This is a genomic window from Streptomyces sp. NPDC005408 (assembly GCF_040606445.1).
In the GTDB taxonomy this organism is placed as follows: Bacteria; Actinomycetota; Actinomycetes; order Streptomycetales; family Streptomycetaceae; genus Streptomyces.
In genome coordinates this window covers 359,469-382,353 of the sequence record NZ_JBEXEX010000001.1, presented here as the reverse complement: position 1 = coordinate 382,353, position 22,885 = coordinate 359,469, and the positions used below count along the sequence as shown (strand labels likewise).

Genomic DNA, 22,885 nt, shown 5'->3' with positions numbered 1-22,885 from the left:
CGTAGACTTCACGCGTGGCAGGCAGGATCAACGATGACGACGTGAAGGCGGTCCGGGACGCGGTCCCGATCGACGCCGTCGTTTCCGAGTACCTCCAGCTGCGCAACGCCGGCGGCGGGAATCTCAAGGGGCTCTGCCCCTTCCATGACGAGAAGTCTCCCTCCTTCCAGGTCAGCCCGAGCAAGGGCCTCTTCCACTGCTTCGGCTGCCAGGAAGGCGGCGACACGATCGCCTTCGTGATGAAGATCGACCATCTCTCGTTCTCCGAGACGGTCGAGCGCCTCGCCGCGACGGCGGGCATCACCCTGCGCTACGAGGAGGGCGGGTACAACCCGGCCCACCAGCGGGGCGAGCGCATCCGGCTGGTCGAGGCGCACAAGATCGCCGCGCAGTTCTACATCGAGCAGCTGGAGGACAGCCCCGAGGCCGAGACGGGCCGCAAGTTCCTCGCCGAGCGCGGCTTCGACCAGGGCGCTGCCCAGCACTTCAGCGTCGGCTACAGCCCGCAAGGCTGGGACCAACTCACCCGCTTTCTGCGCGGCAAGGGCTTCAGCGACAAGGAGCTGATCCTCTCCGGCCTCTCCCAGGACGGCCGTCGCGGGCCCATCGACCGTTTCCGCGGCCGTCTGATGTGGCCCATCCGCGACATCTCTGGCGATGTCGTCGGCTTCGGAGCGCGCAAGCTGTACGAGAGCGACAACGGGCCGAAGTACCTCAACACCCCTGAGACGGGCATCTACAAGAAGTCCCAGATGCTCTACGGCATCGATCTCGCCAAGAAGGAGATCGCCAAGACCAGCCGGGCCGTGGTCGTCGAGGGCTACACCGACGTCATGGCCTGTCATCTGGCCGGGGTCACCACCGCGATCGCCACCTGCGGCACGGCGTTCGGCGGGGACCACATCAAGATCCTTCGCCGGTTGCTGATGGACAACGGGAGTGCCCGGGTCATCTTCACCTTCGACGGCGACGCAGCCGGCCAGAAAGCGGCCCTGCGCGCGTTCGAGGACGACCAGAAGTTCGCCGCCGAGACGTACATTGCCATCGCCCCCGACGGGATGGACCCCTGCGAGCTGCGGCTCGCCAAGGGTGACGAGGCGGTCGCCGAGCTGGTCGAGCCCCGCACCCCGCTCTTCGAGTTCGCACTGCGACAGATCGTCGCCCGCTACGACCTCGAAACGCCCGCGGGACGGGCGGCGGCGCTCGACGAGGCGGCGCCCGTCGTCGCCCGCATCAAGAACAGCGGTGCTCAGCACGAGGTCGCGGTGCAACTCGCGGGCATGCTCGGCATCCTGGACACACAGTTCGTCGTCAAGCGCGTCGCCCAGCTCGCCCGCTGGGCCCGCGACCGGGGCGCTCAGCCGGCGCAGCAGCGCCGCACGGCCCCGTTGCCTGATGCCCCGCCGCGTGGCGGCTCCGGACCGCCGCTCAATCTGCGCAGCCCGGCGGCCCGCACCGAGCGGGAGCTGCTGAAGCTCGCCCTGCAACGGCCGGAGCTGGTGTCACCTGCCTTCGACGCCTACGGCGTGGACGAGTTCACGGCCGCGCCTTATGCCGCCGTACGCCACTGCGTCGAGCAGGCGGGCGGCGCCGAGCAGGGCCTGGCCGAGGAGCGGGAGTACCTGGCCAAGGTTCTTGACGCGGCACCCAACGACACCGTGCGCAGTCTCGTCACCGAGCTTGCCGTCGAGGTCTTCCACGGCAAGTCCATCGACGAGACGTATGCCGGAATGCAGCTGGTTCAGGTTCGGGTGCGGGCCGTGGACCGCCGCATCAGCGAGGTTCAGGGCAGTCTCACCCGTCTCGGCAGCAACGTGTCCGCGGAACAGCTGGCGGCTGCGCAGAACGAGGTCTGGGTGCTCCAGCAGTACGCCCAGGCCCTGCGCGACCGGGGTGCCGACGCCCTCTGAGCCCGCTTCGGTAACTGCCCGGTCACGCACGGGACTCAAAAAGTGCTCGCAAGCCCCTCGTGGCGGCTGTGTGTCGTACCCCACACTGGGGGGCGGTGCCTGAGTCCTCGGAGCGCGGCCGGTCCACTCACAGTGGGCCTCTCACCCCCGCGGATCCGCTCATCGTGTACGGGACGGAAAGCGGCCCGGCCGCCCACGTCCCGCTGCCGCACGCCCCCGAACCGGCAGCGATCACCCTGGAGGTCGCCCCCGTGCAGACCCAGACCCTGACCGAGACCGATACTGCCGCGGCCGTCTCCGCGCAGGTCCCCGCGCAGAGCCGGGCCGTACATCACCCCGAGGCCGTGCCCCAAACGGTCCCGGAGACCGTCGTCGAGGAAACAGTGGAAGTGCCCGAGCCTCCGGAGCGCCGGGTCGGCCGGATCGACAGCGGCGGGCCCTCCTCCGACCTGTTCCGGCAGTACCTGCGGGAGATCGGCAGGATTCCGCTGCTGACGGCCGTCGAGGAGGTGGAGCTTGCGCGCCGCGTCGAGGCCGGTCTGTTCGCCGAGGAGAGGCTCGCCGGCACCCCCGACATCGACGACTCCCAACTCGCCGTCGACCTCGACAAGTTGGTCGTCATGGGCCGGATGGCCAAGCGCCGGCTGATCGAGGCCAACCTCCGGCTCGTCGTCTCCGTCGCCAAGCGGTACGTCGGCCGCGGACTGACCATGCTCGACCTCGTCCAGGAGGGAAACCTGGGCCTGATCAGGGCGGTTGAGAAATTCGACTACGCCCGCGGCTACAAGTTCTCCACGTACGCAACCTGGTGGATCCGCCAGGCCATGTCCCGGGCCCTCGCGGACCAGGCACGCACAATCCGGGTCCCCGTCCATGTCGTCGAGCTGATCAACCGGGTCGTCAGGGTCCAGCGCCGGATGCTCCAGGAGCGCGGCTACGAACCCACCCCCGAAGAGGTCGCCGTCCAGCTGGATCTCGCACCCGAGCGGGTCAGCGAGGTGCTCCGGCTCGCCCAGGAGCCGGTCTCGCTGCACGCGCCGGTGGGGGAGGAGGACGACGTGGCACTCGGCGACCTCATCGAGGACGGCGACGCCGCGTCACCCGTCGAGTCGGCGGCCTTCCTGCTGCTGCGCGAACACCTGGAGGCGGTGCTCTCCACGCTCGGCGAGCGCGAGCGCAAGGTGGTTCAGCTGCGGTACGGGCTGGTGGACGGCAGGCCGCGGACGCTTGAGGAGATAGGCCGGATCTTCGGCGTGACGCGGGAACGCATCCGCCAGATCGAGTCGAAGACGCTCAACAAACTCCGCGACCACGCGTTCGCGGACCAGCTGCGGGGTTACCTGGACTGACACCGGAGCTCCGGCCCGGACCCCCTGTATATACGCGGGGTCCGGGCCGGAGCCCCAGCCGACTACTCCACCTCGACGACCGCCTGGGCGAACTGCGCCGCGTACAGCCGCGCATACGCACCCTCCGCCGCCAACAGCCCCCCATGCGTGCCCTGTTCCACGATCGCGCCGTTCTCCATCACCAGGATCACGTCCGCGTCCCGGATCGTGGAGAGCCGGTGCGCGATGACGAAGCTCGTGCGGCCGTGGGCCAGCCGCGCCATCGCCTTCTGGATGAGCACCTCGGTACGGGTGTCCACCGAGCTCGTCGCCTCGTCGAGCACCAGGATCACCGGGTCGGACAGGAACGCCCGCGCGATGGTGATCAGCTGCTTCTCGCCCGCGCTCACGCCCGAGCCCTCGTCGTCGATGACGGTGTCGTAGCCGTCCGGGAGCGTACGGATGAAACGGTCGGCGTGCGCGGCGCGCGCCGCCTCCTCGATCTCCTCGCGGGTCACCTTCCGGGAGGACCCGTACGCGATGTTGTCCGCGATCGTGCCGCCGAACAGCCAGGTGTCCTGGAGCACCATCCCTATCTGGGACCGCAGTTCCTCGCGGGTCATCTTGGCGATGTCGACCCCGTCGAGGCTGATCCGGCCGCCCGTGACCTCGTAGAACCGCATCAGCAGATTCACCAGGGTCGTCTTGCCCGCACCCGTCGGGCCGACGATCGCGACCGTGTGACCCGGCTCCACGCTCAGCGACAGATCGTCGATGAGCGGCTTCTCCGGGTCGTAGCGGAACGCGACCTTCTCCAGGGAGACCCGGCCCTGCGGCCGCTCGGGCCGCTCGGCGGAGGGCGCGTCCGCCTCCTGCTCCTCCGCGTCGAGGAGCTCGAAGATCCGCTCGGCCGACGCGACGCCCGACTGCACGAGGTTCGCCATTGAGGCGACCTGCGTCAGCGGCATCGAGAACTGCCGGGAGTACTGGATGAACGCCTGCACATCGCCGATGGACAGCGCACCGGAGGCGACCCTCAGCCCGCCCACAACCGCCACCAGCACATAGTTGAGGTTCGAGATGAAGAACATCAGCGGCTGCATGACCCCGCTGTTGAACTGCGCCTTGAATCCCGCCTCGTACAGCGCTTCGTTCTGCTCGGCGAAGTCCTTGGCCGACTCGTCCTGCCGCCCGAAGACCTTCACCAGCCCATGACCGGTGTACATCTCCTCGACATGGGCGTTGAGCTTGCCGGTGGTCTTCCACTGCTGCACGAAGTGCGGCTGCGAGCGCTTGCCGACCTTCGTCGCGACGACCACCGACACCGGCACAGTCACCAGTGCGACCAGCGCGAGCAGCGGCGAGATCCAGAACATCATCGCCAGGACGCCCACGATGGTCAGCAGCGAGTTGATCAGCTGGCCCATCGTCTGCTGCAGGGTCTGCGAGATGTTGTCGATGTCGTTCGTCGCCCGGCTGAGCACCTCGCCGCGCTTGGCCCGGTCGAAGTACGACAGCGGCAGCCGCGACAGCTTCGCCTGGACGTCCTCGCGCATCCGGTACAGGGTCCGGTTGATCACCCGGATCGACAGCCGGGTCGCCACCAGCATCAGCAGACCCGCGGCCACGTACACCGCCAGTGCCATCAGCAGCACATGGCCGACGGCGGTGAAGTCGATGCCCTCGCCGGGCGTGAAGTCCACGCCGGACAGCAGGTCCGCGAGCCCGCCCTGGCCCTTGTCCCGCAGGCCGTCGATCGCCTGTGCCTTGCTGGTCCCCGCGTCCAGCTCCCGGCCGACGACCCCGGCGAAGACCAGGTCGGTCGCCCGACCCAGAATCCACGGGCCGACCACGTTGAACGCGACGCTCAGCACAGCCGCCGCGAGCATCACCCACAGCGTCAGTCGTTCCGGCGCGAGCTGCCGCAGCAGCCGTTTGCCCGAACCCTTGAAGTCCATGGACCGCTCGACGGGGCCCATCATCATCCGTCCGCCCGGCCCGCTCATGCGGCCTCAGCCTCCGTCAGCTGCGAGAGCACGATCTCTCGGTAGGTCTCATTGCTCTCCATCAGCTCGTGATGGTTTCCGGTCCCCACGACCTGCCCCTCGTCCAGGACCACGATGCGGTCCGCGTCACGGATGGTGGACACCCGCTGGGCGACGATCACGACCGTCGCCTCGGCGGTCTCGCGGGCGAGCGCGCCGCGCAGCGCCGCGTCCGTGGCGTAGTCCAGGGCCGAGAAGGAGTCGTCGAAGAGATAGATCTCCGGACGCTGCACCAGCGTCCGCGCGATCGCGAGGCGCTGGCGCTGTCCGCCGGAGACATTGGTGCCGCCCTGCGCGATCGGCGCGTTCAGCCCGCCGTCCAGGTCCCGTACGAAGTCGGTGGCCTGCGCGACTTCCAGCGCCTGCCACAGTTCCTCGTCGCTCGCGTCGGGCTTTCCGTAGCGCAGATTGGTGGCCACGGTCCCGGAGAAGAGATACGGCTTCTGCGGTACGAGCCCCACCGTCTTCGCCATGAGCGCCGGATCGAGGTCGCGCACATCCACGCCGTCGACGAGAACCTCGCCGTCCGTCGCGTCGAACAGCCGCGGTACGAGACCGAGCAGCGTCGACTTTCCGCTGCCCGTCGACCCGATGATCGCGGTCGTTTCACCGGGCCGAGCCACCAGAGCGACATCGCGCAGCACCGACTCCTCGGCCCCCGGATAGCGGAACTCCACGTCCCGCACCTCCAGATGCCCGTGCCGGCGCAGCTCCCGTACGGGCTCGAGCGGCGGAAGCACGCTCGTTTCCGTCCCCAGCACCTCCTCGATCCGCTCGGCACAGACCTCGGCCCGCGGCACCATCATGAACATGAAGGTGGCCATCATCACGGCCATCACGATCTGCATCAGATACGCGAGGAACGCGGTCAGGGCGCCGATCTGGATCGCGCCGCTGTCGACCCGGTGGGCGCCGAACCATACGACGGCGATCGACGAGACGTTCACGACCGTCATCACGGTCGGGAACATCAGCGCCATCAGCCGGCCGGTGGACAGGGACACATCGGTCAGATCTTTATTGGCGCCGCCGAAGCGCCCGGCCTCGTACTCGTCGCGTACGAAGGCACGGATGACGCGGTTGCCGGTGATCTGCTCCCGCAGCACCCGGTTCACGGTGTCCAGCCGCTCCTGCATGGTCCTGAACAGCGGCCGCATCTTCTTGACGATCAGCGACACGGCGATGCCCAGGATCGGCACGACCGCGAGCAGCACCGCCGACAGCGGCACATCCTGGCCGAGCGCCATGATGATGCCGCCGACACACATGATCGGTGCCGAGACCATCAGCGTGAACGCCATCAGGACCAGCATCTGCACCTGCTGGACGTCATTGGTCGTACGGGTGATCAGCGAGGGCGCCCCGAAGTGGCCGACCTCCCGCGCGGAGAAGCTCTGCACCCGGTCGAAGACCGCAGCCCGGACATCACGCCCGAGCGCGGCGGCGGTCCGCGCGCCGTAGTAGACCGCTCCGATGTTGCAGAGCACCTGCACGATGCTGACGGCGATCATGAACGCGCCGAGCCGGAGGATGTAGCCCGTGTCCCCCTTCACGACACCGTTGTCAATGATGTCCGCGTTCAGGGTGGGCAGATAGAGCGTGGCGCTGGTCTGGAGCAGCTGCAGCACCACGAGCAGGGTGATCGGTTGTCTGTACGGACCCAAGTAGGTCCGCAGTAGTCGTATCAGCACACGCTGTCTCTCGGAGTCGGCAAAATCTGGGAGTCGCCCCCATCTTGCGACACTCCACCCCTGGAACCCCAAGGGATTAATTCAAGGCGGGGTCAAGATGTCGGGTTGAACGCCCCGGGGTGAATCTGGTCCCGCGTCGCTCTGTACTGCTGGCGTACCGCCTGACCCACCGCCAGCTCCTCGCCCGCCTCGAAGATCTGCGCGGCAGCGCCCTGCCAGGCCGGGGGAGCGGCCGGCGACAGCGTCCCCTGCGAGACCCCGAGCGCCCAGGCGGCCTGCCGGGCCGCGCCGAGCGCCGCATAGTCGGCGGGCTGCGGTACGACGACCTGCGCCCCGAAGATCGCGGGCGCCGCGGCCTGTACGGCCGGCAGCCCGGCGGCAGCACCCAGCAGAAACACCCTGCGGACCTCGACCCCGCGCCCGCGCAGCACATCCATGGCGTCGGCGAGCGAACAGAGCATGCCCTCGAAGGCGGCCCGCGCCAGATGCTCGGGCTTCATCGACTCACGGCGCAGACCGCTCAGCGTCCCTGCGGTGTGCGGCAGTTGCGGGGTGCGCTCGCCCTCCAGATACGGCAGCAGCACAAGCCCCGACGAACCGGGCGTCGACTTCATCGCCAGCGCGGACAGCTCCTCGAGCTCCCCGAGCCCCAGCAGTTCGGCCGAGCCGCGCAGCGCCCGTACGGCATTGAGCGTGTGCACCACCGGCAGATGCATCCCGGTCGCATCGGCGAACGACGTAATCATCCCGCTCGGATCGGCCAGCGCCTCATGGTGCACGGCCATCACCGAACCCGATGCCCCCAGCGACACCACCGCGTCGCCGATGCCGACCCCGAGACCGAACGCCGCCGCCATCGTCTCGCCGGTCCCGGCGGAGATCAGCAGCCCCTCGGGCGTCGTCCCCGCCGCATCGGCCGGGCCGAGCACCTCGGGCAGCGTGACCTGGTGCCCGAGCGCGAGCTCGACCAGGTCGGGCCGGTAGGAGCCGGTGCCCGCCGACCAGAAACCGGTGCCGGAAGCGCCGCCGCGGTCCGTGGTCCTGCGGGTGGGACGGCCCAGCAGCTGCCACACCAGCCAGTCGTGCGGCTGCATGACACCCGCGACGCGTTGCGCCGAATCGGGCTCGGAGCGTGCCATCCAGCGCAGCTTCGCCACCGGCTGTGCGGCCTGCGGCACCGAGCCGACGGCCTCGGCCCAGGCCTGCCGCCCGCCCAGCGCGTCGATCAGATCCGCGGCGGCGACCTGCGCCCGCTTGTCGTTGCCGAGCAGCGCGGGACGTACGAGACCGCCCTGTGCGTCGAGCGTCACCAGTCCGTGCTGCTGGGCGGATACGCCGATGGCCTGGACGCCTTCGAGCAGCCCGCCGGCCGCCGCCTCGCCGAGCGAGAGCAGCCAGGCCTGCGGATCGATCTCGGTGGCTTTCGCCTCGACGGGGTGCGGTGCGTACCCCTGGCGCAGCACGGCACCCGTGTCCGTGTCACAGACGACGATGCGCGTGAATGCAGACGAACTGTCCAAGCCGGCGACTATCCCCATGACACAGGATTCTGCCGCACGTGGGGAGTACCGGCGTCACGTGTTGCTGGTTCCCCAGTCGTCCGCGCCGTTCGCACTCCGCTCCCGCAGGGACCGTACCCGCTCGGCCACCGAGTCGGGCATCTTGTCCCCGACCTTGTCGCTCACCGCGTGGAAGGCCTTGCCCGTCACCTGGCGGCCGTTCTGGGCGGCGGACTCCACCGCATTACGGACGGCGGGATTCTGGGAGAACTGGCGCACGGACTTCTTCAGCTGCTCGTAGCGCTCGCGCCCGGCCCGCGTGCCGATCACGTAGCCGAGGGCCAGTCCGGCGACGAAAGTGAGCTTGTACCGCATGGCTGCCACCCTTCCCTTGCGTCGGTGCTTGCCGCCTACCCGTCGAGGCCCGTGATCACCCGGGCCCATACCGATTGGCGGAGCACCCCCCTGCTTGCGCTAATGTATGTGTCGCAGCGAGCGCACGCCCCCCGGGACGCCCGGGGTAGGTACGTTCGGTGCATACGCAGCAATCCCCTGTAGCTCAATTGGCAGAGCAGCCGGCTGTTAACCGGCAGGTTACTGGTTCGAGTCCAGTCGGGGGAGCGTGATCCCCTGTAGCTCAATTGGCAGAGCATTCGGCTGTTAACCGGAGGGTTGCTGGTTCGAGTCCAGCCGGGGGAGCAGATACGGAAGAGGACCCCTCGGGGTCCTTTTTCATGTGCCCTGGACGATGTTCGGACGATCTTCTTCGCGACTTCTGGAACCGGGCAGGGGGCAGCGCAGTCCTCATGATTGTGCGTTGCCGACCATCCGAGGCAGGAGATCGTATGAGCGGCTATGCTGCGGCAGACGGCGCGCACATTTGTGCGCGACGCGCCGTTAGGGGCGGTAGCTCAGCCGGTTAGAGCAGCGGACTCATAATCCGTCGGCCGTGGGTTCGAGTCCCACCCGCCCCACTGCGTGCTACGCGTGGAGAAACGATCTGATCAGCGTCTTCGCTGGTCCGACGGATCTTGCTGGTGATCGTGACGGCCCGTTTCTGCCTTTGTCCACTCAGTGTGTGGACAGTGTGTGGACAGAGGCCGCAACGACACGCCTCAGCCGCGTGTCCCTATGCGGTTTCCTGGCCCGGTCCCTCGTGCGCGGCGTCGTCCGTCTGGGCTCGCTCCAGCCAGCCAGCTACATCGGATGCAGTGACGCGGCCGATCACGAAGCGCACCAGGGTGAGGTGCTGCCGCTGATCCTCAGGTACGGCCGCGTGCAGATTCTCGACTCGGACCAGTTGCAGGCTGCCTTCGGTGCAGTGCTCGCGCAGCAACTTCTCTGCGGCAGCCGCCGCCTGCTCGGGAGAGCGCACGGCGGCTCTGATCTCCCCCAGCAGTTCGCCGTCGTGCCGAAGCAGGGCGCCCACCGCCCAGAGGTCGCCGTAGCTCGCCGCGTGGGCGTACACGACTGCCAGCCCGTCCCTAAACGCGCTCTCTGGGATCTTCAGCGCCTGATGCACCCTGTAGGACACTTCGCGCGGGACGACGGACAGCGTTGACTCTGCCTCGGCGCGCAGCAGTTCGGGCAGGACGCTGGTGTACGTGTCGGAGGTGATCTGCCGTGAGCTGTGGCCCAGCTTCTCCTGCACGACCTTGATGTCGTTCCCTGCGAGCAATGAGAGGCTCGCTGAGATGTGTCGGGCATCGTGGAGGCGGACCGGGGGCAGCCCGGACAGCTCAACCAGGCGCTTGAATCGCCGGCTGACCCAGTCCGGGTGAATCGGCTCACCGTTTTCGTGGGTGAAGGCCAAACCGGACTCGACCCTCGCGCCGACCTCGGACCACTGTTCGCGCTCCCGCTGTTGTCTGGCCTTCCATTCGCGAAGGACCTCGGCCGACTCTAGGCCCATCAAGACGGTGCGGACACTGTCAGCCTTGGGAGCTTCGCCGTACGTCCGGTAGGCGACCTCGACGGTCTGTGCGGAGATCCGCAGCCACAGATCCGTGAGGCTGACCTCGGTCCAGGGCAGCGCGCACATCTCGCCTCGCCGCGGCCCCTGGAATATGAAGGTGTGCCACAAGGGGTAGAGCCGGTCATCCTTGATGATGTCGAGGAATTGGCCTGTCTGCTCTGCTGTCCAGACCATGACGGGTCCGGGCTTCTCGCCCGTCCGCTTCCAGTGCTCAACACGCTCGGGCGTCCATACGAGGGGCTTCGGACGGGTGACGGCCGGAAGCTCGACGAAGGCCGCCCAGTTCTTCGCAAACGCTCCCTCGCGCTTGATCCCCCAAGTCAGGGCGGAGCTAAGGGTGTCGTTGATGCGGTGCATTGTCGCGGCGCTGGTCACCTTGCGCAGTCCCCGCCGCCCCTCACGCAAAGCCTTGTTGGCCTCCAGCCCAGGCTGCCCTTGCGTGGCGACGCTCCTCTCTCTTCCCCGCGACGCGTACCCAGTCCCGGTGCGCTGCGTCGCGGGCCTCGGTCAGCTCCTCGACGCGGAGGCAGTGAAGTATCCGCTCGGCGTTCTCCTTCTCGATCGCGTCGTACATGCGGTCGAGGTGACGGACGCGCAGATCTCGACGCTTGATGTGTCCCAGGTGGGGTTCAAGGCAGAGGTTGATGTGCTCCTGGTAGCCGTGCCGGGTCGTGCGGGCGAGGGACTTCTCATCCGCAGCTCTCCATTCTCCAAATAGAATGGCAGAAACTTGCTGTCCCTCTCATTCTCGAACAGGGAGACTTCACTGCGACGAGGGCGCAGCGGTGCACCACCGGGCGCGCCGGGTGGTCACTTGTCCCGCCGGATGCTGGTGCGGTCAGGACGCCACGTGGAGATAGGCCCATCGGGTGGTCCGCTCGAAGTGGCGCGATATTCCGTGTCGTGTGGAGAGGGCCGCGACGATGCCGGTCCCGCGGCCGTGTTCCTTGTGCTCGGCGAGGTGGGGGCCGACGGGTGATGTGTGCCGTCGAGGTACCGGGCCCGCGTCGGTGACCTCGATGTGGAGGGCGCGGAGGCCGCCGACCTCGGGCATGGACAGCCGCAGCACTGCTGGGGGCAGTGCGTGGACGATCGCGTTGGTGGCCAGCTCGGAGATCACCAGGAGGGCGTCGTCGGCTGTCGGGGTGGGCACGTGCCACTGGGCGAGGACGGTGCGTGCGCGTCGGCGCACGGCGGAGACGGCCTCAGGGATGTGCGGCAGCGCGCTGACATGCTCGGTTCGCCGGGGCGGGGCTACGTCGATGTCGGACGTGCTCATGGCCGGGATGCTCATCCTCGGCCACCTCCACTGGTTGTTGCTGCTCATATCGGAATCGGGGGTGGTTCCGCTGCGGGGGCGGCGGTCGGCTTATTCGGCGGTGGCGAGGATCGCGGCCAGCGCCGTGACGGCCTGTTCGGCGTCGGGGCCTTCGGCGCGGACGGTCACGGTGGTTCCGGCGGTGGCGCCCAGGCCCATAACGGCGAGGACGCCGGTGGGGTTGACCGTCCGTTCGGCGTACTCCAGCTGTATGGCACTGGTGAATCCGGCTGCGGTGCGGGCGAGTTGGCCTGCGGGGCGGGCGTGCAGGTTGGCGGGCAGTACGACGGCGGTCTCGTGCTTGGACGTGGTCGTGGTGGTCGTGGCGGTGGTGTCAGAGCTTGTGGACATGGCGGGCCTCCTTGGCGGCGTCGGCGACGGTCTTCAGGTCGGCGCCGGATGCGGCGGTGACGACGGCTGCGACGGCTCCTTCGACGAAGGGGGCGTCGACGATCAGCACGTCGGGACGGGGATGGTCTTCCAGGACGGTGCGGGCGGTCAGGACGGAGCTGCCGAGGTCGGGCAGGACGATGACGCCCCCGCCACGGTCGGCGTGCCGGATGGCGGCGAGGACGAGGTCGTAGCTGGTGCCGATGCGGCCGTCGTCGGTTCCGCCGGCGGTGGCGAGGGGGACGGTGTCGGAGCCGATCTGCTCCACCAGCAGGCGAAGGCCGGCGGCCAGCTCGGCGCTGTGGGACACGAGTACTATGCCGACAGGTGTGCTCATGAACAGCGACGCTACATCTCGGAACACGGTTCATCAATACTGAACGAGGGAGAAATTTTCGATGGTGCAGGCTGTGCAACGGGCGGTGCAGATCCTGCGGGAGCTTGCGTCCACCGGGCCCCGGCTGGGTGTGACCGAGCTGGCCGATCGCCTGGGCGTGGCCAAGCCGACCGTGCATGCGCTGCTGCGCACCCTGGAGGCCGAGGGGCTGGTGACGCAGGACCGGGACAGCTCGAAGTACCAGCTCGGCCCGAATCTGGTGCAGCTGGGCAACGCCTACCTCGACACCCAGGAACTGCGGACCCGCTCGCTGACCTGGGCGGACCAGCTTGCGAACCGGACGAACGAGGCGGTGTGGGTGGCCGTGCTCACCGGTGACCACGTCCTGGTGGTGCACCATGCCTTCCGGCCGGAGGGGGCCGTGCAGATCCTCGAGGTGGGCGCCAGCATCCCGTGGAACACCTGCGCCCTGGGCAAGGCCATCGTGGCCTTCGTTCCGGCCGGCGAGCGGGACGGTCTGCTCTCCGGCGAGCCCGCGGTACTCACCGGCGCCAGCATCACCGACCCGGAGGAGTTGGCGGGCCAGCTGAAGGAGGTCCTCAGGACGGGGTACGCGATCGAGGACCAGGAGTCCGCCATCGGGGACGCGGGTATCGCATCACCTGTCTTCGACCGCTCCGGCGAAGTGGTCGGCGCCATCGGCATCGTCGGGCCTGTCGAGCGCCTGCTGGACGAATCGGCACGTCAGGAGCTTGCTGTCGCTGTCCGGGAGACCGCCCGCAACCTCTCCCGCGACTTGGGCGCCCCCCGGGGGGCCGCGCGCGCCACGATGACCTGACCTGCCCCCTCAGCCCGGCGGTGGCTGTCCTCCTTCCCGCGCCCGCCCTCTGATCCAGGCCCCTCGGCACGCCGCCGTGGGGCCTTCTTCTTGTCCGCGGAGCGTCCACGGAACGCGATGGCTGCCGAACCTCTTGACAGGTAGGAAACGTGGGCTTAATTTTCGGAACAACGTTCATCCATAGTGAACTGATTACAGCCGGATGCTGAAAAGTTCCCGGCTTCCCCCTGGCCGGCCGCCAGGTTGCCCGACCCCGACCACCTGGCGGCCACCTCCCTTCACAGCCCGCTCCTTGCGGAGGAGGTGAGACGCCCAAGTCGCCGCTCGGCGCTGGGCGCCATCATGGAAGAAAACACTTACCCACAGAAGCTTCTCGCCGAGATGCTGGGCACCGCGGTGCTTGTGTTCATCGGCGTCGGTTCGGTCCCCGCCACGCTCATCGTGGGCGGCGACGCCCCGTTCACCATGGCGCAGCTGGGAATGATCTCGCTCGCGTTCGCCACGGCCGTCATTGCCATGGTCTACGCGATCGGTCACATATCCGGCTGCCAGATCAACCCGGCCATCACCCTGGCGCTCGCCGCCACGAAGAAGATGCCCTGGCGGGACGTCCCCGGCTACATCGCCGCCCAGGTGGCCGGTGCGGTGCTGGGAGCGCTTGCGATCGTCGGCGTGCTCGGAAGGAAGGCCGTCGACGTCGGCCTCGGAATCGCCGCCTACGGGCCCCAGGTCGGAACCGGCCGGGCCTTCTTCGCCGAGGCGTTGGGCACGTTCCTGCTCGCCTTCGTCGTCTTCGGCGCCATCGACCGGCGCGCGGCCGGCGGCTTCGCGGGCCTGGCCATCGGCCTCGGTGTGTTCGCGATCATCATTCCGGTGGCGCCCGCCACCGGTGCATCCATCAACCCGGCCAGGACGCTTGGCCCGATGATCACCGGTGAGCTGTTCGGGGGCACGGTCCACTGGAACCAACTGCCTGTCTATCTGGCCGCCGAGGTGCTCGGCGCGGTTGCCGCCGGCCTCCTCTATGTCGCTCTCAACTCCCACCGCAAGGCAGCCGCCGCAACCGCAGCTGAGAACCGGGTCGTCGAGCCCGCCGCTGCCGAAGGAGCCCTGTCATGAAGAAGCTCATCAACACTCCCGAGGCAGTGCTCGGTGACGCCCTGGCCGGGATCGCCGCGGCGCACTCCGAGCTGACGGTCGATGCGGAGAACAAGGTGATCGCCCGGGCGGGCGGCACCAAGCCGGGCAAGGTCGCCCTGATCTCCGGTGGCGGGTCCGGGCATGAGCCCCTGCACGGTGGTTTCGTGGGACGCGGCATGCTGGACGCCGCTTGTCCCGGGGAGGTGTTCACCTCGCCCGTTCCCGGTCAGATGCTGGCCGCGGCCCAGGCTGTCGACGGCGGCGCGGGCGTGGTGTTCATCGTGAAGAACTACACCGGTGACGTCCTGAACTTCCAGATGGCCGCCGAACTGGCCTCCGAGGAGGGCATCACGGTCGAGACCGTCCTGGTCGACGACGACGTCGCCGTCCAGGACTCCACCTGGACTGCCGGACGTCGCGGCACCGGGGCCACCGTCTTCGTCGAGAAGATCGCCGGAGCTCTCGCCGAGCAGGGCGCCGACCTCGCCGCCGTCGCGGAGATGGCCAAGCGGGTCAACGGCGCCTCCCGGTCCTTCGCCGTCGCGCTGACCGCCTGTACCACCCCCGCCTCCGGCAAGCCCGGCTTCGACCTGCCAGAGGACGAGATCGAGGTCGGCGTCGGCATCCACGGCGAACCCGGACGCAGCAGGGAAAAGCACCGTCCCGTCAAGGACATCGTGGCCACCGCCCTCGACGCGATCCTCGCCGACCAGCCGCTGGCCGCCGGGGACGAGACCATCGTCATGGTCAACGGCCTGGGCGGCACCCCTCTCATCGAGCTGTACGTGGCCTTCAACGAAGTAGCCACCGCACTCGCGGACAAGGGCATCGTCATCGCCCGCAACCTAGTCGGCAACTACATAACCAGCCTGGACATGGCCGGTGTTTCCCTCACCCTGTGCAAGGCCGATGCCGACATGCTCTCCCTGTGGGACGCACCCGTGAACACCCCGGCCCTGCGCTGGGGCACCTGAGCCGAGTCGGGGGCGGGGCCGCGCGATACGCGAGGGCCGGGCCGGAGCCTTCCCGCGCCAGCTCCCCCGGACCGCATCCCCCGCACGTCCGCCCCCGCCCCCGACTCACCCAACCGTCAGCCAGCAACACCCCAACCAGGAACGGAGACTCCGTGGACACCGACCTTGCCCGCACGTGGGTGCAGGCCATCGCCGCCGCGGTGGAGAAGCACAAGGACCACCTCACCCAGCTCGACTCGGCCATCGGCGATGCCGACCACGGCGTCAATATGCACCGCGGCTTCTCCGCCGCCACCACGGCACTCGCCGACTACGAGGCAGACACCCCCGGGTCAGTGCTGGCCAAGACGGGCAACACCCTGATCTCCAGCGTCGGGGGAGCCTCCGGACCGCTCTACGGCGGCGCCTTCCGCGCCATCGGCAAAGCCCTGGACGCACCCACCGCCGACACACGGCAGTTCGCCGCCGCACTCGCCGCCGGCCTGGCGAGCGTCCAGAAGCTCGGCGCCGCCGCACCCGGCGACAAGACCATGATCGACGCCTACGCCCCAGCACTGGCCACCTTCCAGCAACAGGCCGACGCCGGAGCCGACTTCGCCGCCGCAGCCCTCGCGGCGGCGGACGCAGCCGAGGAGGGCATGCGCACGACCACGCCCATGCAGGCGCGCAAGGGCCGCGCCTCCTACCTCGGCGCCCGCAGCATCGGCCACCAGGACCCGGGCGCCACCTCCACCGCCCTCATCTTCCGCGCCCTCGCCGAGACGGTGGTGGCCCAGTGACCGACCGCCGCACCTACACCGGGCATACCGCCGCACCCGGCATAGCCCTGGGTTTCCTCCACCGCACCGACCGCCCGCTCACCCGCAGCGCGCTCCCGCACCGCACCGGCGGCGACCCGGAGCAGCAGATCACCGACGCCTTCGACGCCGTCGCCGCCCGTCTGCTCGACCTGTCCACCTCGCTGCGCGAACAGGGCAAGGACGAACAGGCCGACATCATGGAAGTCAACGGCTACATCGCGCAGGACCAGGATCTGCGCGACCAGGCCGTCAAACGAGCGAACGACGGCGAGCCGGTACCCGTCGCCGTCCGGCAGGCCGTCGACACCTACGCCGGAACCATCGCCGCCCTGGACGACCCGACCCTCGCCGAACGCGCCGCCGACGTCCGGCAGGTCGGCCGCCGCGTCCTGGCCCACCTGCACGGCGACACCAGCCCCGCACCCGACCAGCCCCTCGCCCTGGTCGCTCACGAGATCGGCGCCGCCGACCTGCTGGAACCCGGCCGGACCGTGACAGCCGCCATTTCCGTGACCGGCGGGCCGAATTCACACGCCGCGATCGTCGCCCGCTCGCTGGGCATCCCCCTGCTGCTGGCCGTCGACCCCCAGCTGCTCGACCTGCCGGACGGACAGGAGATCCTGCTCGACGCCGACCGGGCCAGCGCGGTCGCCCACCCCGACGACGACCAACGCACCAGGGCCCTGCACGCAATGGAGACCGCCCGAACCCGCAGGCTCGCCCTCGCCCAAGAGCGCCACCTGCCCGCCGAGACACTCGACCACCATCGCGTTGTTCTGCGGGCCAACGTGGCCACCCCGGCCGAGGCCCGCGCGGCCCTGACCACGGGCGCCGAAGGTGTCGGCCTGCTCCGCACCGAGCTGCCCTTCCTCAACCATCCCGCCTGGCCCACCCGCAACCAGCACGCGGCCACCCTCGTCCCCGTCCTGCGCAACCTCGCCGGACAGGTCGTCACCGTCCGCACCCTCGACTTCGCCGACGACAAACTCCCGCCGTTCCTGTCCTGCCTTCAGGGCGCGCGGATCGGCCGCGGCCTGCCCCTCATGCTCGCCCAACCAGACGCCTTCGCCGACCAGTTCCGCAGCCTGCTCAGCGCCGGAGCCGACACCGACCTGCGCATCATGATCCCCATGGTCGCCGGCGTCGACGAACTACGCGCCTGCCGCACCCTTCTCCAGGCCGCAGCCGCCGAAGCCGGCGTCCCGACGCCACCCTTGGGCATCATGGTCGAACTCCCCGAAGCCGTCGCCGCAGCCGACGACCTCGCCCGCGAAGCCTCCTTCCTCTCCATCGGCAGCAACGACCTCACCTGCCAGATCCTGGGCCTGGACCGACGCGACCCCGCCGCCACCCCCGCCATGGCCGCTCACCCCGCCGTACTCGACGCCATCGCCCGCGTCGTCACCGCCGCCCACCGCCACAATCGTCAGGTCTCCGTCTGCGGCGACGCCGCAGCCAACCCCCTCGTCACCCCCCTCCTCATCGGCCTCGGCTGCGACAGCCTCTCCGTCGCACCCGCCGCCCTCGACGAAGTACGCGCCCGCATCCGCCGGCTCCGCCACGACACCTGCACCTCCGTAGCCGCCATCGCCCTCACCCGCGAAACCCCCGAAGAGGTCTGGCGACTCGTCGAGCAGTGCTGCCAGCCGTCGCTGCCCTGACCCGAGCCGCGCACACGGCGCGATTTCCGCTGATGTTTCTTATCCAGTCGAGAAGGGGCCTCAACCGTGAAGAAGCTCATCAACTCGCCCGATGAGGTGCTTGCCGATGCTCTCGTCGGCGTGGCCGCCGCGCACCCCTCGCTGACGGTCAACACATCCGAGCGCTACATCGTCCGCGCGGGCGGGCCGACCGCCGGGAAGGTCGGCCTCGTGTCCGGTGGCGGGTCCGGGCACGAGCCGCTGCACGGCGGGTTCGTCGGGTACGGGATGCTGGATGCGGCCTGTCCCGGTGAGGTGTTCACCTCTCCCGTGCCGGACCAGATCCTCGCCGCCACGCGGGCCGTTGACGGCGGGGCGGGAGTGCTGCACATCGTGAAGAACTACACCGGCGACGTGCTGAACTTCCAGATGGCCGCCGAGTTGGCCGCCGACGACGGCGTGCGGGTGGAGGGCGTCGTCGTCAATGACGATGTCGCCGTGGAGAACAGCACGTGGACGGCGGGCCGACGGGGCACCGGGGCGACCGTGTTCGTGGAGAAGATCGCCGGTGCGGCCGCCGAGCTCGGCGCGGACCTGGGCACGACCGCAGCTTTGGGCCAGGAGGTCAACGACCGGACCCGTTCCTTCGGGGTGGCGCTCACGCCGTGCACCGTGCCCGCGTCGGGCAAACCCGGTTTCGAGCTCGGCGAGGACGAGATCGAGCTGGGCGTCGGCATCCACGGCGAACCCGGTCGCGCCCGCGGCAGGCTCGTCTCCGCCAAGGAGATCGTCGGTGTCGCGTTGGACGCCATCCACGCCGACATGCCGCTCTCAGGCGAAGTACTCGTGATGGTCAACGGCCTGGGCGGCACCCCGCTGATCGAGCTGTACGTGGTGTATGCCGCGGTTGCCGAGTGGCTCGCCGGCCATGGTGTGTGGATCACCCGCAACCTGGTCGGCAACTACATCACCAGCCTGGATATGGCCGGTTGCACGATCACGGTGTGCCGGCTCACGCCACAGCTCACCCATCTGTGGGATGCACCTGTCGTGACCCCTGCGCTGCGCTGGGGACGCTGAGCGGCCCCGGCCACCGACCACGGACACACGAGGGAGAAGGACGACGATGGACGCGAGCATGTTCCGGGCCTGGATCCACGAGGCCGCCCGATCGGTGACAGACAACGCCGATCATCTGACCGACCTGGACTCCGCTGTCGGCGACGCCGACCACGGCATCAACATGCGCCGTGGCCTGCAGGCGGCGGTGGCAATGCTGGACGAAACCGACCCATCCACCCCCGGTGCGGTGCTCGCCACCGTCGGCCGGGCATTAATCAGCAAGACCGGCGGCGCCTCGGGACCGCTGTACGGCACCGGGTTCCGGCAGGCCGCGAGGGTCCTCGGCGAGGATCCCGACGTGTCTGCGGCACAACTCGGGGCGGCGTTGGCAGCTGCCCTCACCGGCATCCAGCGCATCGGCGCGGCACTCGAGGGCGACAAGACGATGATCGACGCCCTCAGCCCGGCCGTGACCGCCTACCAGGCCGCCATCGACACCGGCGGCGACCTGACCAAGGCCACCCGCGCGGCGTACGACGCAGCCGTGCGGGGCCTGAGGCAGACCGCCGGAATGCAGGCCCGGAAGGGCCGCGCGAGCTATCTCGGCGCCCGCACCATCGGCCACGAGGACCCCGGCGCGGCGTCGACCGTCCTCATTCTGTCTGCCCTCGCAACCGTCAGCTCGGCGGGCGAGCGGAAGAGCGAGCGGCCAGGCCCAGGGGCGGCGTCATGAGGGTCGTGCCCAGCCAGCGGGCCGGCACCGAGATGGGGCCCGGCACAGCCGTCGCGGCGTCGTGGCGGGTCGAGCGACCGCTACCCGCCGGTACCTGGTCTCGACCGCGTACCCCTCGCTCGTACATGGCGATAAGGACGTGCCGTAGCGACTCGCTATGGGTCATGGTCTTGTTGGTCAGGCGTTGGGCCGGCGCGGACAGTAACCCCTCTTGCATGTTCGGTTGGCCCACGGCGCCGAGGCGGCCTCGCCGCCGGCACGGCAAACTCGCCGACGATGCCAGGCCCTACGGGTCAGCGGGCACAGACGACGGACGGCTGAGCCCCGGTGCTGAGCGGATCGCCACAGCGACCGCCGCCGACGAAGTGTTCGCGAACAGCTCTGAAACCGACGCGTAGTTCGCGTCCGCAGGCACCTGCCAGGGGACGCACGAGGCCATGGCCTCATTCAGCGACGTCACGACAAGCGCGCTCGCGCGATGAGCAGGGCGTCCGCGATGCGCGGGCGCCCCGCTGAATCGCGCACGTTCAATGGCGGGGAGAAGGTGCGAGGGCAAGTGCAAACAAAACCTGCGGTGCATCGCCACGACACGGAACCGGTGCAGACGCCTCAGACGAGAGGTAAGGGCTCCGACAACGGCAGTACCGAGCCGGGCAATACCCACCCAGCCCCCGGGCGTGCAGGTGGAGGGCCTCGCCCGCGCCGGGGCAACAACCAGGCGGCGTTCGCCCCGAGTAACTGGAGTGTGCGGACCCAACTGCTGGCTGTGGTGCTCATCCCGATCATCACCGTGCTGGTGCTCGGCGGTCTGCGGATCGGCTCGGCCGTGCAGAACGCCCAGGACATCGACAACGTCCGTCAGCTCGTCCGTATCGTCGACAAGGGCACGGGGCTGTTGGAGGAGCTGGAGGACGAACGCGATGTCACGGCCCTATATGTTGCGGCGGGGCGTACGGGCGACACGAGCCGACTGGACACTCGGCGCTCCAAGGTAGACGCGGCACTCGCCCGGGTCCGTGCCGAGGCCGGCCACGTCCACCGCGGGACGAACCCCGTCCTGGCCACCCGGCTTGCGGTGCTCGACGCCTTGGGCGGGAAGGTGGCATCACTGCGCCACACGGTAGCCCACTCGAAAATGCGCTTCCCGTCCGTGGTCAACGCATACACGGCGTTGATCGCCGAGCTCACCGACGCCCTTGACCTTCTCACGCCGGACATCGCCCACCAGGCCCTTGCCGCGAGGGCCGGTGCGCTCGAGACCTTCACACAGGCCACGGAGCAGGCCTCCCTACAACGCGCGCTGCTCGGCGGGGCGCTGACCGAGGGACACTTCGCTGCGAGCGAGGCCGAGAGCCTGACCGTCGCCAGCCGGCAGCATCAGGTGTTGATCGACGAGTTCCTGTCCGTTGCGCCGCTGGAGCAGCGTCAGTTCTACGAGCGCACCGTCACCGGAAGGGACGTCGACAGGGCTGAAGTGCTCCAGAAGCAGGCGCTCACCCGGCAGGGCACCAGCCGCCTCCGCCTCGACGCCGGCGAGTGGTTCGACACCATGACGCGCAAGCTCGAGCTGATGCGTCTGGTCGAGAAGCGGCTCGTCGGATCGGTCGAAGACGAGAGCTCGCGCGAGCAGCACCAGGCCGAGCGCTCAGTGTTCATCGCCTCGTTCGTCGTGCTGTTGATCCTCCTGCTCACGTTGGGTGTGACGCACGTCGTCGTGCAGTCGATTGTTGGCCCGCTGCACACCCTGCGCGCCTCCGCGCTCGATATCACGGAACGCCGCCTACCCGAGGTGGTCCGGCTGCTGCGGGGCTCCAGCGACGCGCAATTGGAGGCCATCAAGGTCGAGCCCACGGGCATCAACTCGACCGAAGAGATCGGCGGTGTCGCCCGCGCGTTCGACGACGTCCATCGCGACTCCGTACGGCTGGCGTTCGAGCAAGCTCAGCTGCGAGGCCGCATCAACGCGATGTTCGTCAACCTCTCGCGGCGCAGCCAGAGCCTCGTGGAACGGCAGCTGGAGCTGATAGACCGTCTGGAGAACGGCGAGCAGGACCCCGACCTGCTCGCCAGCCTCTTCACACTCGACCACCTGGCCACCCGTATGCGCCGCAACGGGGAGAACCTGCTCGTCCTCGCGGGCGAGGAGGCGGGCCGCCGCTGGAGCGCCCCGGTCCGGCTCGTGGATGTCCTTAGGGCTGCCATCAGTGAGGTCGAGCAGTACCAGCGTGTGCAGCTGCGCGGACTGGTAACCGCGGACGTCGACGGCCGGGCAGTGAACGACATCGTTCACCTCATCGCGGAGCTGCTGGAGAACGCGACCACGTTCTCCTCGCCGGACACCGAGGTGCTCGTCACGAGCCAACTGCTGTCCGGCGGCGGAGCGAAAGTCGAAATCCAGGACACCGGCATCGGCATGACCGCAAAGGACCTTGAGGAGGCCAACGAGAGGCTCCTGAACCCGCCCGTCGTCGACGTGTCGGTGGCGCGGCGCATGGGTGTGTTCGTCATCGGCCAGCTCTCCGGCCGCCACGGCATCCGCGTCCAGCTCCGCAGGCCGTCTCCCCGCGGCATCACAGCAGTGGTCATGCTGCCCCAGAAGCTGGTCCGGGAACACGGAGATCACATGGATCCTCCCGGACTGTCAGCCAGGTACAGCTCGGAAGGACGCCTCACCGGCTGGCGCAACTACGACACGACCGAGCAACTCGACGACAGCGCGCCGGCCAAACGCGCGTACCGGACACGCCGTCACGGCGCCCGTTCGGCCGGCAAGGAGAAAGCGCCACCGTGGCCCTCTCCCGGCCATGCGGGTCCCCCGGAACGGAGTCCGGAGGAGGCTGGGTCGGGGGCCCACAGCCCAAGGCAGGGGGCGGACCCCCAGGCCCCGTATGCTGGACCGGAGGCCGACACGCGGCACCGCGTCCTGCAAACGCCCATGTCCAGTGACAGTCTCGACATCGAGGACGGGTTGCCCAACTCCGAGGCCGCCGAGTCTGAGCGATCCCGGCGTCGGACGGGACGACACGCCGGCCCGTCGGTACCGGCCCCCGCCGAGCCCACCGGACCGCGTCAGCCGGCCCTGCCTGCCCCACCAGCCCTACCAGACACGTCGGCGAGGGCGCCTCGCACCGCCCCCGGCTGAGGAGGCAACTCCGTCGCGGGTCGCTGAACGACGAGGCATCGCAGGCGGCGATGGCGCTCAGCG

General features: G+C 69.1%; 19 protein-coding genes and 3 tRNA genes. 14 read left to right on the top strand and 8 right to left on the bottom strand.

Annotated elements, in window-relative coordinates:
* Positions 1 to 14: 14 nt before the first annotated feature.
* Together dnaG and ABZS64_RS01635 are read left to right on the top strand one after the other, a co-directional pair.
* Positions 15 to 1,910 carry a DNA primase gene (gene dnaG, locus ABZS64_RS01640; RefSeq protein ID WP_355821913.1) on the top strand — a complete coding sequence of 632 codons (1,896 nt, stop codon included), beginning with the start codon at positions 15 to 17 and terminating at the stop codon, positions 1,908 to 1,910.
* A 95-nt stretch (positions 1,911 to 2,005) separates the two neighbouring features.
* The gene (locus ABZS64_RS01635; protein WP_355821911.1) at positions 2,006 to 3,259 is read left to right on the top strand and encodes an RNA polymerase sigma factor; all 1,254 of its coding nucleotides are present in this window, start codon (positions 2,006 to 2,008) and stop codon (positions 3,257 to 3,259) included.
* A 62-nt stretch (positions 3,260 to 3,321) separates the two neighbouring features.
* On the opposite strand, the gene ABZS64_RS01630 is transcribed toward ABZS64_RS01635, so the two are convergent.
* The 4 genes from ABZS64_RS01630 to ABZS64_RS01615 form a co-directional block, all read right to left on the bottom strand.
* Complete coding sequence (locus ABZS64_RS01630) at positions 3,322 to 5,244, bottom strand: ABC transporter ATP-binding protein (protein WP_355821909.1); 1,923 nt, start codon at positions 5,242 to 5,244, stop codon at positions 3,322 to 3,324.
* Positions 5,241 to 6,974 (bottom strand): ABC transporter ATP-binding protein, encoded by a 1,734-nt coding sequence (locus tag ABZS64_RS01625; RefSeq protein WP_355821907.1) that lies wholly within the window; start codon positions 6,972 to 6,974, stop codon positions 5,241 to 5,243. Before ABZS64_RS01625 ends, ABZS64_RS01630 begins: the two co-directional genes overlap by 4 nt.
* Before the next feature lie 92 nt (positions 6,975 to 7,066).
* Positions 7,067 to 8,512: an FGGY family carbohydrate kinase gene (locus ABZS64_RS01620; protein ID WP_355821905.1), complete on the bottom strand. Its 1,446-nt coding sequence runs from the start codon at positions 8,510 to 8,512 to the stop codon at positions 7,067 to 7,069.
* A 36-nt stretch (positions 8,513 to 8,548) separates the two neighbouring features.
* On the bottom strand, positions 8,549 to 8,848 hold the full coding sequence (locus ABZS64_RS01615) for a YtxH domain-containing protein (protein ID WP_355821903.1): 300 nt from the start codon (positions 8,846 to 8,848) through the stop codon (positions 8,549 to 8,551).
* 173 nt (positions 8,849 to 9,021) lie between these two features.
* Here ABZS64_RS01615 and ABZS64_RS01610 point away from each other — a divergent pair.
* From ABZS64_RS01610 to ABZS64_RS01600, 3 genes are all read left to right on the top strand, one after another.
* Positions 9,022 to 9,094 (top strand) — tRNA-Asn (locus tag ABZS64_RS01610).
* 5 nt (positions 9,095 to 9,099) lie between these two features.
* Positions 9,100 to 9,172, top strand: a tRNA-Asn gene (locus ABZS64_RS01605).
* A gap of 201 nt (positions 9,173 to 9,373) precedes the next feature.
* Positions 9,374 to 9,447 (top strand) — tRNA-Ile (locus ABZS64_RS01600).
* A 155-nt stretch (positions 9,448 to 9,602) separates the two neighbouring features.
* On the opposite strand, the gene ABZS64_RS01595 is transcribed toward ABZS64_RS01600, so the two are convergent.
* Entirely contained in the window at positions 9,603 to 10,823 is a 1,221-nt protein-coding gene (locus ABZS64_RS01595) for a site-specific integrase (RefSeq protein ID WP_355821901.1), read from the bottom strand.
* Between the two features lie 64 nt (positions 10,824 to 10,887).
* Here ABZS64_RS01595 and ABZS64_RS01590 point away from each other — a divergent pair, with 64 nt between their 5' ends.
* On the top strand, positions 10,888 to 11,166 hold the full coding sequence (locus ABZS64_RS01590) for a hypothetical protein (protein WP_355821899.1): 279 nt from the start codon (positions 10,888 to 10,890) through the stop codon (positions 11,164 to 11,166).
* A gap of 120 nt (positions 11,167 to 11,286) precedes the next feature.
* On the opposite strand, the gene ABZS64_RS01585 is transcribed toward ABZS64_RS01590, so the two are convergent.
* The 3 genes from ABZS64_RS01585 to dhaM form a co-directional block, all read right to left on the bottom strand.
* Positions 11,287 to 11,727: an ATP-binding protein gene (locus ABZS64_RS01585; RefSeq protein ID WP_355821897.1), complete on the bottom strand. Its 441-nt coding sequence runs from the start codon at positions 11,725 to 11,727 to the stop codon at positions 11,287 to 11,289.
* Positions 11,728 to 11,817: 90 nt separating this feature from the next.
* Positions 11,818 to 12,117, bottom strand: coding sequence for an HPr family phosphocarrier protein (locus ABZS64_RS01580; protein ID WP_355821895.1), 300 nt, complete (start codon positions 12,115 to 12,117; stop codon positions 11,818 to 11,820).
* On the bottom strand, positions 12,101 to 12,493 hold the full coding sequence (gene dhaM / locus ABZS64_RS01575; RefSeq protein ID WP_355821893.1) for a dihydroxyacetone kinase phosphoryl donor subunit DhaM: 393 nt from the start codon (positions 12,491 to 12,493) through the stop codon (positions 12,101 to 12,103). The genes ABZS64_RS01580 and dhaM overlap by 17 nt, the downstream gene beginning before the upstream one ends.
* A gap of 61 nt (positions 12,494 to 12,554) precedes the next feature.
* Between dhaM and ABZS64_RS01570 the strand changes: the two genes are divergently transcribed.
* The 8 genes from ABZS64_RS01570 to ABZS64_RS01535 all read left to right on the top strand — a co-directional run bounded on the left by ABZS64_RS01570 (position 12,555) and on the right by ABZS64_RS01535 (position 22,822).
* Positions 12,555 to 13,331, top strand: coding sequence for an IclR family transcriptional regulator (locus tag ABZS64_RS01570; RefSeq protein ID WP_355821891.1), 777 nt, complete (start codon positions 12,555 to 12,557; stop codon positions 13,329 to 13,331).
* A gap of 342 nt (positions 13,332 to 13,673) precedes the next feature.
* Entirely contained in the window at positions 13,674 to 14,450 is a 777-nt protein-coding gene (locus tag ABZS64_RS01565) for an aquaporin (protein ID WP_355821889.1), read from the top strand.
* Positions 14,447 to 15,445: a dihydroxyacetone kinase subunit DhaK gene (gene dhaK / locus ABZS64_RS01560; RefSeq protein WP_355821888.1), complete on the top strand. Its 999-nt coding sequence runs from the start codon at positions 14,447 to 14,449 to the stop codon at positions 15,443 to 15,445. The genes ABZS64_RS01565 and dhaK (ABZS64_RS01560) overlap by 4 nt, the downstream gene beginning before the upstream one ends.
* Positions 15,446 to 15,597: 152 nt before the next feature.
* Positions 15,598 to 16,224, top strand: a complete 627-nt coding sequence (gene dhaL, locus ABZS64_RS01555) for a dihydroxyacetone kinase subunit DhaL (RefSeq protein WP_355821887.1) — start codon at positions 15,598 to 15,600, stop codon at positions 16,222 to 16,224.
* The gene (locus tag ABZS64_RS01550) at positions 16,221 to 17,906 is read left to right on the top strand and encodes a putative PEP-binding protein (RefSeq protein ID WP_355821885.1); all 1,686 of its coding nucleotides are present in this window, start codon (positions 16,221 to 16,223) and stop codon (positions 17,904 to 17,906) included. Before dhaL (ABZS64_RS01555) ends, ABZS64_RS01550 begins: the two co-directional genes overlap by 4 nt.
* A 66-nt stretch (positions 17,907 to 17,972) precedes the next feature.
* Positions 17,973 to 18,965, top strand: coding sequence for a dihydroxyacetone kinase subunit DhaK (gene dhaK / locus ABZS64_RS01545; protein ID WP_355821883.1), 993 nt, complete (start codon positions 17,973 to 17,975; stop codon positions 18,963 to 18,965).
* A 46-nt stretch (positions 18,966 to 19,011) separates the two neighbouring features.
* Complete coding sequence (gene dhaL / locus ABZS64_RS01540) at positions 19,012 to 19,680, top strand: dihydroxyacetone kinase subunit DhaL (RefSeq protein WP_355821881.1); 669 nt, start codon at positions 19,012 to 19,014, stop codon at positions 19,678 to 19,680.
* Between the two features lie 745 nt (positions 19,681 to 20,425).
* A complete protein-coding gene (locus ABZS64_RS01535) occupies positions 20,426 to 22,822 on the top strand; it encodes a nitrate- and nitrite sensing domain-containing protein (RefSeq protein ID WP_355821879.1) in 2,397 nt (798 codons plus the stop codon).
* The last annotated feature ends 63 nt before the right edge of the window (positions 22,823 to 22,885 follow it).